10 protein-coding genes and 1 pseudogene are annotated in these 12,146 nt (G+C 46.5%); 4 read left to right on the plus strand and 7 right to left on the minus strand.

What is annotated here, in order from left to right:
- Positions 1–86: 86 nt before the first annotated feature.
- From ACLGGO_RS09185 to ACLGGO_RS09195, 3 genes are all read right to left on the minus strand, one after another.
- Positions 87–698 carry a PEP-CTERM sorting domain-containing protein gene (locus ACLGGO_RS09185; RefSeq protein WP_446419067.1) on the minus strand — a complete coding sequence of 204 codons (612 nt, stop codon included), beginning with the start codon at positions 696–698 and terminating at the stop codon, positions 87–89.
- A 170-nt stretch (positions 699–868) separates the two neighbouring features.
- Complete coding sequence (locus tag ACLGGO_RS09190) at positions 869–2,242, minus strand: GH1 family beta-glucosidase (protein ID WP_446419068.1); 1,374 nt, start codon at positions 2,240–2,242, stop codon at positions 869–871.
- The gene (locus ACLGGO_RS09195; protein WP_446419069.1) at positions 2,239–3,549 is read right to left on the minus strand and encodes an RNA-guided endonuclease InsQ/TnpB family protein; all 1,311 of its coding nucleotides are present in this window, start codon (positions 3,547–3,549) and stop codon (positions 2,239–2,241) included. Before ACLGGO_RS09195 ends, ACLGGO_RS09190 begins: the two co-directional genes overlap by 4 nt.
- Before the next feature lie 113 nt (positions 3,550–3,662).
- On the opposite strand from ACLGGO_RS09195, the gene tnpA reads away from it, so the two are divergent.
- Positions 3,663–4,067, plus strand: a complete 405-nt coding sequence (tnpA, locus tag ACLGGO_RS09200) for an IS200/IS605 family transposase (protein ID WP_446336830.1) — start codon at positions 3,663–3,665, stop codon at positions 4,065–4,067.
- Positions 4,068–4,369: 302 nt separating this feature from the next.
- The gene (locus tag ACLGGO_RS09205) at positions 4,370–4,873 is read left to right on the plus strand and encodes a hypothetical protein (RefSeq protein WP_446419070.1); all 504 of its coding nucleotides are present in this window, start codon (positions 4,370–4,372) and stop codon (positions 4,871–4,873) included.
- Positions 4,874–5,027: 154 nt separating this feature from the next.
- Here the strand turns inward: ACLGGO_RS09205 and ACLGGO_RS09210 are convergent, their stop codons facing one another.
- From ACLGGO_RS09210 to ACLGGO_RS09225, 4 genes and pseudogenes are all read right to left on the minus strand, one after another.
- Positions 5,028–6,320 (minus strand): MFS transporter, encoded by a 1,293-nt coding sequence (locus tag ACLGGO_RS09210; RefSeq protein WP_446419071.1) that lies wholly within the window; start codon positions 6,318–6,320, stop codon positions 5,028–5,030.
- Between the two features lie 185 nt (positions 6,321–6,505).
- Positions 6,506–7,633, minus strand: a complete 1,128-nt coding sequence (locus ACLGGO_RS09215; RefSeq protein WP_446336833.1) for an ABC transporter substrate-binding protein — start codon at positions 7,631–7,633, stop codon at positions 6,506–6,508.
- Positions 7,630–8,243: pseudogene (locus tag ACLGGO_RS09220) on the minus strand (RRXRR domain-containing protein); the annotation flags it as partial. The pseudogene ACLGGO_RS09220 and the gene ACLGGO_RS09215, both read right to left, overlap by 4 nt.
- A 127-nt stretch (positions 8,244–8,370) precedes the next feature.
- Complete coding sequence (locus tag ACLGGO_RS09225) at positions 8,371–10,896, minus strand: TonB-dependent siderophore receptor (protein ID WP_446419072.1); 2,526 nt, start codon at positions 10,894–10,896, stop codon at positions 8,371–8,373.
- A gap of 603 nt (positions 10,897–11,499) precedes the next feature.
- Here ACLGGO_RS09225 and ACLGGO_RS09230 point away from each other — a divergent pair.
- Both ACLGGO_RS09230 and acpS read left to right on the plus strand, forming a co-directional pair.
- Entirely contained in the window at positions 11,500–11,757 is a 258-nt protein-coding gene (locus tag ACLGGO_RS09230) for an acyl carrier protein (protein ID WP_446419073.1), read from the plus strand.
- Complete coding sequence (acpS, locus tag ACLGGO_RS09235; RefSeq protein WP_446336837.1) at positions 11,747–12,136, plus strand: holo-ACP synthase; 390 nt, start codon at positions 11,747–11,749, stop codon at positions 12,134–12,136. The genes ACLGGO_RS09230 and acpS overlap by 11 nt, the downstream gene beginning before the upstream one ends.
- Positions 12,137–12,146: the final 10 nt, after the last annotated feature.

The following is a 12,146-nucleotide window of genomic DNA, read 5'->3' on the forward strand; positions in this document are numbered from 1 at the left end:
TCAAGTAGTCGAAATTAGAGGTAGGACAGCCGTGGGACACACGGTGGGTAAGCTTTCTGAGGGTAAAGGTTCTGTCCTAGAAGACGTTAAACTCTGCCTCCCTGCGAAGAAAGAATCCCCCGCGTTTTAACCGGGGGAGTGTCAATTAATAGAGAACTAGTACCGAGAGTACCGAGAGCGAGTAAGCCAAGAATAGAGGTTGGTTCGGGGACGGCAATTGGGGTTGCAGAAAAACTAATAGGTAACTCACTATCTTCCGCCCCTAAATTTTCAAACCCTGGTGTGAGTGGTGGTGCCGAAAAAACTTCTAAATAACTTGGTGTAGGTAAAAAACTAGCAAAAAATGGACTAACATAGTTTCCCTCTGATGTAACATACCCAAAACCATCACCTGTTAACTGAGGAGTATTTAAACGAATTAAATTGTCAACGTGGAAGGGTTCGTTTCCTGGTATTGCCGTTCCAGCAGGTTGCAAGCCTGTAATTGTTTCTCCATTTCGCGTACCCGTAATTTCAGAAATCCGGTAAAAACCTAACTCGTCCGGGGTGTTATTCGTGAGGAAAGTTCCGCTTGCTGTTATCCCATTACCCGAATAATTCCAGTTCCAAGTTAAAGCCAAGGCAGATTGCATAGTCCCGATAACTGTGCCAGATGTGGCAGCGAGGATTGTGGTGGCTAGTATAGCTATATTTTTCATGATAGTCTTTAGTGGCATTGTGGATATTATAGTCTGGCATAAGAAACCACACAACTCAAAATCTCCATTCAACTATCAAGAGATAAAGGGAGATTAACAAGCTGACTTGGGATCACAGAGGCTTTCCAGACCCACAAGGGGCGATAAAATGTCTAATGGAGACTAGAAATCTACACCACTCGATTCGTTCTAATACATTCTTGATACCAATCAAAGCTGGCTTTAGGAATCCGGTTCTGAGTGGGATAATCGATATAAATCAATCCAAATCGACGATCATAGCCATAAGACCATTCAAAGTTATCCATCAAACTCCAGAGAAAATATCCGTTTAGGGGATACCCTTCAGCAATAGCGCGATGAGCCGATCGCAGATGTTGGCGCAGGTAAAGAATGCGATCAATATCGATAACTTCCCCCTGGCTATTTAAATCATCCGCAACAGCACAACCGTTTTCGGTAATTACAATGGGTAAATCTGGACGCCCCACAGTTTCACTAATATGGCGAATGCCCCAATAAATACAATCCGGTGAAATATTGAGCCAGGGCATATTCAGTTTCGGATAACGTTCGGGAAAATCGATGACTTCGTATCCTAACGTATTATCAACAGCGCGAACATAATCACCGGAGTAGATGTTAAATCCCAGAAAATCTAAGGGTTGATGAATAGTTTCTAAGTCTCCATTCTGAATATCGGGTGCATTCTCTCCTAACTTTTCCAACAACGCCGGACTATACTGTCCCGTCAACGCAGGAAAAATAATCCCGCCATTTTTTCCAACAGTATGAAATGCCTTTTTTGTCGCCTCTATATGATCAGGAGATTCGTTAATTGGTACTGTTACCGCAAAATTATCCACTAAACTAACCGAACAGGGAACAGGTGATGCGGCGCGAATGGCTTGACATCCTAAACCATGGGCTAAAAGGGCATGATGCGAGGTTTGCCACACTTGTTTGAGAGAACTCACCCGAGTGCCCGGTGCATTAGGCGGATCAGAATCAACGCCATAACTTGAGTGAGTAAAGCAGGGTATTTCATTCAGCGTCATCCAATGAGTAATGCGATCGCCTAATCGACTGACAACGGCGGTAACATAGTCAGCATAATCGATTGCCATTTGCCGACTTTGCCAGGAACCATAGGCATCTTCTAACGCCTGGGGGGAGTCCCAGTGAAACAAGGTAGCGTGGGGAGTAATCCCCTTATCCCGCAAGCAATCCACCAAACGCTTATAAAAATCAATCCCTTGTTCATTAACCGTACCACGACCATCGGGAATAATTCGTGACCAGGCGATACTAAACCGATAGTGCTTAATACCCAGTTGTGCCATTAAGTCTATATCGTGTTCATATCGATGATAATGGTCACAAGCAATAGCACCCGTATCACCATTAAAGGTACGTCCGGGGGTAGCGCTAAACGTATCCCAGACACTCGGTTTACGCCCACCTTCGTTTACTGCACCTTCGATTTGATAGGAAGCCGTGGCGCTTCCCCACCAGAACGCCTCTGGAAATTGGTAACTGGTCATGTTGACACTCCCCGGTCTCGCATACACGGGGATTCTGCTGACAGAGTAGGCTGCGGCAATGTCCACAATCTGACTCTCGCTACGGTCGTCAAACACCGTCTACCCAGTCGGTTTAGGTCAATGCCTAACTTTCTGGCTACTTTTCTCAAGATATTGGCACTGCCGTTTAAATCGGCATTTACAATCGAACCATCGCTACTACGATACAAGCCACGCTTTATCCGTCTTCCTGATGCTTTCCAGCCGTCTGGCTTTTCACCAAATTTAGGCAGGGAGTCTCCATCTAGGTAGCTGGATCTACTTGTGTAGGCTTCTTCTGTGATTTCTAAGTGGATACCGTAAATTTCACACAATTGCTGCAATCGGTCTTTAAACTTACCCAAGGGTATTTGAACGAATTTCTGATTGTTCAACCTACCCATATTGGCGTTGTCCTTAAACCCTTCGTTCCACCCCAGAACAATCGTGCTTATGCCGTATTTGAGACAATGGTTGATAATTAGCCTTGCGGCTTTGTTAATACCATCTCTCATGCGGTGATTGCGCTTGCGGGTTACTCGGTCAAGAAAGGCATCCCAGTATCCTTGCGGCTTTCCTTCCTTTCTGGTTGATACCTGCTTATTCCAATACTGATTAAAGGCTTTCATGGTACGGGCATCAATCAGGAAGGAGTTGCCCAAGGTGTCAACACAAGCTGCTAGATTGTCTGCTGTGCCTAGATCAATAGCTAACGCCTGGTCGTCAATCCCTACGAATGTTTCCTGCTTAGGTACTTCGTAAGAAGCCTCTAAATAGAATACGCCGTTTTTGGGTAGAATAGTCCATTCTTTGACTTTAGTAATATTAAGATTGCTTGGGGCGGGTAGCCTGAAGCTATCAATTCCAAACCAACGTCTAACCGCTAATCCTAATGAGAATTGAAGTTGACCATTAACTAGCTTAGGTTTTTGCCCTCCTGAGTTGGGATAAGCGACTTTGAACAGCTTTGAGCCTTTTAAATAACCAGGTGGTTTGGGCTTATTTGGCAATTGTCCTTTGAACCAAGCCTGACGCAACCCTTTATAGGATTTAAACACCTCAGTAACACTCAATAATGTTTGCTGTGCTGGTGTTGAAGGCAAGGATTGAGCAATTTGACTCTTTCCTATACTTTGCTCGTAAATCAAGTCAAATTTTCCGGTCAGGAGTTTATCAGTCTTAAAGAATATTTGACGAGCAAAGTACACACCCATGTTGTAGAGTTTTCCTGACTGTTCGCACAGGTACTCTAGAATTGCTTCCGTTTCTTTGTCGGGATGTAGTAGCATTTGCTGTACTCCCCTAGGCTTTTTGCTTTTAGCCATTACCTTGACGAGTGATTCGTGTTGTTTGCTATATTTTAATCTACAGTCGGATCAACTGTCAATCCGGAGACACACAAATGAGAAAAAAATCATACGAGTACAGACATTACAATCATGCTATCGGCTTGTGTGTAGTCCACTTAGTCTGGCTGCCCAAACGACGCAAAAAAGTGCTGATAGGCAGGATTCGTGATAGGATTTTTGAGATATTCAGCGAGTTGGCTACAGAAAAAGGTTGGCACATCAGAGCGCTCGAAGTTGCGCCAGACCATATTCATCTGTTTGTTGAGATCCATCCGACAGATGCAATATATCAGGTAGCGAGAGCTTTTAAAGGACGGAGTGCCAACTATCTTAGAAAGGAGTTTCCCGAACTCAAGAAACTCCCTTCTTTGTGGACAAACAGCTACTTTTTCTCAACCGCAGGTAACGTTAGTGCAGCAACCATTCAAAGATACATCAACGACCCACACCATACCTAAGGACAATAGGCGGCTAAAGCCACTACCGTGCGTTCCTCCCCGGTCTCGCATACACGGGGTTTCCCGCAACGGAGGAATTTTTATGAATTTAAATGTTGACCCCATGCCTATGATTGCAGATAAACTAGCATCAAATGACGAGTAGGGGTTTGGAAACCAAAACCCTACGACCAAACGGTTATAATTTGAGATATTTCCCAGGGAAAATTGACGCGATAATTGGCAATGGTATTAGGAGAGGAATAAAGGACCCATGGCATGGACGCCGGGACACCAATTGAAAAGTCGCCCCTTTGTGGTGGATGATGTCCTGGGAGAGGGCGGATTCGGAATCACCTACAAAGTCCATCATCAGTGCATTTGCTCCCTATGAACAGATGGTGCGGGGAAGTCGTAAGATTACGGTTGATGTGTATACCTTAGCGGCGTCCTTATATTATGTGGTGACAGGTCAACGTCCGATGGATTCCTTTACTCGGAAATTAGATGATGCCGAATTAATACCTCCGCAACAGCTTATTTCTGGTTTAAGTGATGCCACGAACCAGGCTATTTTATCGGGAATGGCATTAGAAGCGAAAGATCGCCCTCAATCCATGGAGGCGTGGTTGGAGTTGCTACCACTTCCATCTGCACCTAAGCCATCCAGAACTGTTCCAAGAAGGACTCCTCGACCAACACCGCAGATGCTTGCTTCTACAGTTCCAGAGACTCCGCTTCCGCCTCAATCCCCTATCTCTGTTCCCAATCAGCCTAATCCAACCAATCCTCGGAAACAACCCTTGATTTTTACCCAATATCAATAAGAGTCTGTCAGAATACCTTTTTGGTCGGGATCTGGAAAACCTCTCTCCAAACCTCTCTCCTGCTCTTGAGAAGGCTTTGAATTCTCTCCCTTCCCACCCCTTCGGGGAAGTAAGCTACGCAGGTAATCCTTCGGATCAGGTCAAAAATAAAAAATCAGGTAGATGCATCGCAATCAGGTAAAATATCCTCTACATGCCGTAATCGGCGAAAAGCATAGCCACTCAGACCAATCAGCATCATACACAGCGCACAAGTGACGTAAAGTAGGGCTATTCCTGCACCAGATTCAGTTCCAAATATTCTACCCAACAGAGGGGCAAGTATTCCCCCGGGTTTCATCGCAGGTTCCAGCACGCGATCGGCAAGGGGTCCGGCAAACAAGGCTCCAGTGGCTGAAACAATCTGCCGCAGGAAAAAACTAACGGCAAAAACACGACCCTGCACTTCAGGCTCAACCTTGGCAAACCAGATCGCTTGATTAGAACTCCCTAATAAGGGAAAATTTAAGGATGAACAAAATTGTGCCGGAATCCAAATTGACGGCATCTGACCCAAACCAAATAGTATTTTGCTCGCTCCAGCACCGACCATTCCCAGTAAGATACCGTGAATCCGGCGGCGCAGTCCTCCCCAAACGCTCACGAGGACAGCTCCCGTTACGCCGCCAATGCCACCGGCTGAGGCAACCTGACCTAAAATGACAGCATTGCCATCGGTGCGTGCCAAAATCATCGGATTGTACACCGCATTTCCCACGTCATGGAACAGCCAAAACAAAGAAGTTACGGCTAACAGAGCAAGTAAGCTTTGGCGAGTTCCGATGTAGTGGAAGCCAAAGGCAAGTTTTTGTCGCCATGACTCAGAATTAGGACTGACCCTTGGTGTTTTGGGTTGGGGAATGGGGACAACGGCTAGGGTAGCGATCGCGATCGCAAAGGTCACTAGGTCGATGAGTACAATACCCACTAAACCAATCATCGGATACAGACTTCCTGCCAACGCTGGGGCGATAATGCTGGAACCATAACTGAGAATAGAACCCATGCTGCTGGCACGAGTGTAGTGGTGCTTGGGGACAAGGGTTGTGATTGAGACTTGATAGGATAGCTGCTGAATTTGATTAAACGGACTAATAACGGCGGCTATTATATAGAGATGCCAGATTTGGAGAGTGTTGCTCAGGTAAATCAGTAGAATTGCCAACGTAGCCAAAGCGGTAACCGTATCGCTCAATATCATTAAGACTTTACGGTTAACCCGATCAACGATTGTGCCAGCTAAGAGGCTGGTTAAAATACTGGGTGCGAAGAAAAAGAAACTCACCAACGCTAAGGCTGTCGCTGAGCCAGTTTTTTCCCAAGCCCAGATCGTAATTGCAAAGAAGGTCATCTGGCTGCCGATAGTTGAGACAAATTGACCCAGCCAAATGATAATAAACGTATGCATTTTCGAGATTGGTGATTAGTGTAGAGACGCTTCAAAAGCACGTATGCGAGATTTCTCCAGTAGGGTTTGCTGCACAGTCCAAAACTCTTATATAGCAAGGCTTTTAGCTGTATTAACAGTAACTTATCTTCTACCCCAGCTCCCCCAGCTCCCAGACGTTGCATGCAACGTCTCTACCCCAGCACCTAGCCTGGAGAAAGTAGTAGCTGACGCAGTTCATCCAGGATAAGTTGTGCGCCAATTGATCCGTTTAATCCATTCCAGAGATAGTAGGTAACAAAGAACACGCGATCTTCCTGACTAGCTTTTAGAGATTGGGCGATCGCATTGTTTTGCCATTCCGGTTGAATTGTTGCTGTTTGCTGGTCAATTACGCGATTCAGAACAGTATTGGTCGCCTTTTGCTGTTGCTTACGCACACTCATGTCATACCCTAAGATGAAAATTAGGTCGGCATCGTCAAGTTGGGGTAATGTTTCCAGAGAAATGGAGGTGGTTAGCTCAGGCTTATTTTGAGCAGGGGGAGATACCAATTCAAACCCCACCCCTTCTAGTACCTCGCCTAGATAACTGCTATCATTCACCACCATGATATCGACGAGTTGATTCGCTCCCAACACCAAGACTTGGGGATATTTAGCCACTACAGGGGCAAACTCAGCACGAGCCGCCGCAATCTGCTGATTATACGCCGCGATCGCGGCTTCTGCTCGTTCTTCGAGTCCCAGCGCTTGTGCAAGTTGTCGAAGATTTTCCTGCCACTTTCCTTTAGCAGTTCGTTGTTCCCATAGTAACGTGGGCGCAATTTTTGAGAACAGGTCATAGTTCTGTCGTAGTCCACCCGCTTCACCCAGAATCAGATCAGGTTGCAGCCGAGTTAGGGTTTCTATCGAGGGATTGCTCCTGTCCCCCAAATTCAGGGGTTGGGTGGTGACTCGGTTTCCCAAGTAGGGAATTTGTTCACTGGGATTATTGAAAGAGTCGCCTCCATGGAAGGGAAAAACTTCCGCATATCCGGCTGGCTGCATATCTAATGAGAGGAGTAAGTCCAAGATATGGGGACCTAACGCCACTATTTGTTTCGGTTGACCGCAAACCTGAGTTTCACCCAGATCATGCTCAACCATGCGGCAATTTGTACCATTGAGGTTAGCCGTAGCGCGATCGCTGATTTGGCTGTTGGGTGTACTACAAGCAACCACCAGCAAAGCCGCACCAAGTCCGAGACTAAAGAGTTTCAGGATACGACTCAAACACCAAGCGTCGGGGATGGAAAATATAGGTCGGAGCAAGACCCAAAACCGATTCATCATCGCTTTACCTCGTGAGACCCCAACCTCAGCGAAGCAGGTTGGGGAGGGATAGAGGTCAAACCGAACCGTTCACTTCGACTTCGCTGAGTGCGGTGAGGTTTGACAATCCAACTGTTGAGACCAGTCCGGTATTTCGCTGCAACAATTGGACTTTTTTGGCGGTGAACTGTCCCAGCCGTTTCCAGTTAGCATCACTAACCGAAACCTGTGTCTTGGTATCACCGGAAACATAACCGTGGTAGGTGATACCTGCCTTTTCAGCCTTGACATAATCACCCTTCCTAAACCCGTGGCGGGTAACTGTCCCACCATAGCCGCGCCGCTTCCCTCCCTTGCTCTTAATCATTAGGTGTAGCTGACGACGGCAAATTGGGGGGCGGCTGATTACCGCAAATTGGCAGGGTGTTACCGCTATTCCACCTAACCATGTACCACTTCTCCCTTTGATTTGGCGATAGCGCATAAACCGGGAGGCGACGAGGCAGATACCGTCAACGGCATGGGCGGCGGGTGAGGACTCTGCCTTGTTTTTGGCTTTGGGTAGACCCAGGTATTGTCTTAGGTTTAGCGCCCAAACAAGTAGGCTTACAGTGAATCCGGGCTGGGGAAGCACACCGGAAGTGTTTATCAGTTGGTGGCTCAATGGTCTATTCAACGCTTACGTTGCCAGTCCTGTCCCTGGCAATCCCTAACAGAGCAGCGATAGCTAGGTTAGGGTTGTTGAAACTCTGTGTTGCCTAAAACTGCACGGACACTGAAGCAATGATAGTAAACGGTTCACCCGGTTTAATCTGAGATCTGCCGATACCCGATTCGATATAGTCTATGTCGAAAAGGTTTTTGAAGTTAACAGAAGCACTCCAATTGTCGCGTCGATAAAAAATCGCTGCATCTGTGCGAAGATAATCGTTAAATTTAAAGGTGTTCTGGAAGTCGCCAAATCGCTCTCCCACGAAAAACAAGCCAAATCCGAATCCGAGTCCCTGCAAGTTACCCTGTTGGATTTGATATGTTGTCCACAAACTCGCGGTATTTTCGGCAACGTTCGGTGGTTTGCCCCCTTCGGGAATACCAAAAAATCCTTCAGTTACTTCCGCATCAATGTGGGAATAGGAGGCGATAATATTCCATCCCGGCAGAATTTTACCGACGATATCCAGTTCAATTCCCTGATTTTGCTGTTCGCCGAGGGCGATAGAGAAGCCAGGATTATCCGGATCAGACACCGAAACATTCGTCTTGGTTAAATCATACAGCGCTAAGGTGGCTGAGAGTCTACCATCTAGGAATTCTGCTTTAGCCCCGATTTCGTATTGAGTCCCCCGTTCGGGTTCGGGAAGATCACCCCCGAATGTAATATCGTTGGGTTGGAATGAGCGACTGAAGTTGGCGTAGAGAGAAAGCTGTTCTATGGGTTGATATACAATGCCCACACGGGGACTGAAGGCATCATCACTTTGAGTGGGGGATGAACCATCGAAAAAATCAGTCTGTCGGATCGTTGCTTTTTGGTCAGCGATGTCATAGCGTCCACTCAGTAGGACTTTGAAATTGTCTGTCAGGGAAATCAGATCTTGTAGGTAAAAACCCCACTGTTGTAGCTGACTTCGACCATCGAACAGTTGGGGGATATCTTCGCTATCCGGTAAAGAAAATCCGTAAACTGGGTCGAAAATACGAATGGGGGGTGGGGCTAGGGGAGGAGCAAATGCTTGTTGGAGATCGAGATCCTGAAAGCTACGGCGGAAATCAAACCCAACCAAGAGTTCATGTTCAACTGATCCGGTGGCAAATTCACCCACTAAGTTGGTTTGGATATCGTAGGCTTCTTCATAGATATCAAACTCGCGTGTGCTGCGGGATACCACACCCCGTGCTTCATTCACACTGCCCAGTTCAGCGGTTCGGAGAAACAGATCGGTATTGGAATACCACAAGATGTTCCGCAGCGTCCAGTTATTATTTAAACCATGTTCTAACCGATATCCTGTCTTAAACTCTTCAGTTTCAACAAAATCATCGGGTTCATGGAAAATGCGGTCGAAGGGAATATCAGCTACTTCGTCACCAATGGCAACTAAGCCTCGGTCGTAGGGTTGTATATTATCTAAGTATTCCAATTCAACCGTGAGTTCCGTGCGATCGCTAATCAACCAGGTCACGACGGGAGCAATGAAGAATCGTTCAAACTCTTGGTCAAAGTCTCGAAAGCCATCCGACCGACGGTAGAGGGTATTGAGTCGGTAAAGTAGGCTTCTATCTGAGGTTAACGGACCGGATATGTCAATGCTGGGTTCGATGAAACCATAGCTGCCGACCGATGCTTCAATCTCGTAGAAAGGTTGGGGTAAGGGTTTTTTTGTGACTACATTAATCAGTCCTCCTGGTTCTGCTGACCCATAGACAATGGAAGCAGGTCCCTTGAGAACCTCGACTCGTTCCAGGTTAGCTGTTTCTTGAGTACCACCAAAGCTAAACTGGCGAATGCCATCTCGCAGGATAGTAGCATCCTCAAATCCTCGAACGGTAAATGTCTCGGTGTCGTTGGCACGAGTATTGCCCAGGGTGACACCACTGACGTTGCGTAATGCTTCATTCAGACGAATGACTTGTTGATCTTCAATCACCTCTTCAGGAACCACCTGAATTGACTGGGGAATATCACGCAGGGGAGTGTCAGTTCTAGTGGCGGTGGTGGCGTCGGGGACTCGATACCCTGTGTCCGGTTCAGCCGTGACAACCAATTCAATCTCATCGGTCGGTTCCGGCATTTGAGGGGGGGTATCGGGTTCCTCCTCTGGTTCCATTTCCATGTCTGGCGGCACGTCTGGTGTTTCAGGTGGCGTTTGAGCGGTGGGGGTTTCTGCCGTCAGACTAAATAATAGTCCGGTTGCACTCGGCATTACCTCGACCCTTGGTAACCCTGTTGTACCGGTTACCGTTACCCGAATACTGTTAGGATTACGCTGCGTCACCGTAACTGAGGCAATGCCCTCAGCCGGATTCTCTTGGCGAAAGGGTTGATCATCCGGTAAACGCAGTTGGGTGTTGATTAAATCTGCAATAAATGTTTCACCGTAGCTAGTGGTAAAGACTTGGGGAGCTGTACCCTCAGCCGTCTCTACGATGACTTCGAGTCCCTGAGGTGTTTCTTCGAGACGCACACCTGTAACTTGTACAACATCAGCAATGGCTGGAGTCGCCATCAACACAGGTACTGAGCCTGTGAGTAGTACGCTAGAAAGTAATTGTTGTAATTTCAATCTGGTTTCCTCTTAACCCACGTTGAACTGCTCGAATCGCTGAGCTGCAATTCGAGTGATGACTATTGCGAATAATTTTTATAAGCTTAGAGAGGATAAACCGATTTATTTGTGCCTGTCAAGGGGCATTCTCTAAATTTTATTGATAATCTATTTCAACTGATAGAGCGCGTGAGTCTCTGGAGATTTTGGCAATAGCGACCACTTGCCTAACTGGTGTGTCCAGAATTATTAAATATATAACGCTTGAAAAGCTTGTATAGAGGCTATTTCGGCTTATCGCTTTCTGTCGCTGCTTGCTGAGTGTCACCTTTGCTCGGTCTAGATGAATCTCAATAACTTAAAAAAAATTTCAATAACAGGGCTTGCCAAGAGCAAAAACCTATACTAGAGTTATCAATGGTTATTGAAAAGTAGTTGCAACTAATTGCGTTGGGTCAAGATCGGTATGACCTGACCTTCCTTCCCCCTACCAGGGGGAATGACAGAGGATAATGCCTTTTTTTAGGGAAAGGGAAATGGAAAAGTTGTGATGTTTTTGTGGCGTGGCTCAATTCAAACCAGCCGTACTTTCTCAAACGTGGTGCATTGATACTTAATCTCATGGATACTCGAAATGTAATGGATACTCTCCAAGGAATACTGACCGAGTTGGGTATTCCGAAAGAATCACTGAATCAAAATACATTACTGCGTCAAGACTTACAGCTTGACTCGACGGAAACCGTTGAAATTGCCCTCGGATTAAAACGGCAGTTGGGAGTTAGTGTCAAGCTGGGAGGACGGCAAGATTTAACCCTAGCTCAACTTTGCAATCTGGTTGAGGCGGCGAGACTGACGAGTTCTCAAAATGCCTCCTGAATCGACAGGAGTTAAAGGAATTGGGATTGATATCACGCCTATCGATAGGATTAGCCGATTGATTGAGCGATATGACAATCAAACCTTAGCTTTACTGTTTACCGCCAACGAGATTGACAGTTGTCAATTCACCAGTAATCCTCACCAAGCTTATGCTGTGTGCTTTGCCACAAAAGAAGCGGTGGCAAAAGCGTTAGGAACTGGGATATCTGACATTGAATGGACAGAGATTGAAGCGAATATTAATAATCACAACAAGTTAAGGATTCAGCTCAATGGACAAGCAATGATTCTGGCAAAACAACAGGGAGTAACAAACTGGCTAGGGACTTGGTTTTCCTGGGATAATCACGTACTGGTGCATGTCCTAGCTCTGTAACTCAAGACTC

Source organism: Coleofasciculus sp., from assembly GCF_046565525.1.
Taxonomy (GTDB): domain Bacteria; phylum Cyanobacteriota; class Cyanobacteriia; order Cyanobacteriales; family Coleofasciculaceae; genus Coleofasciculus.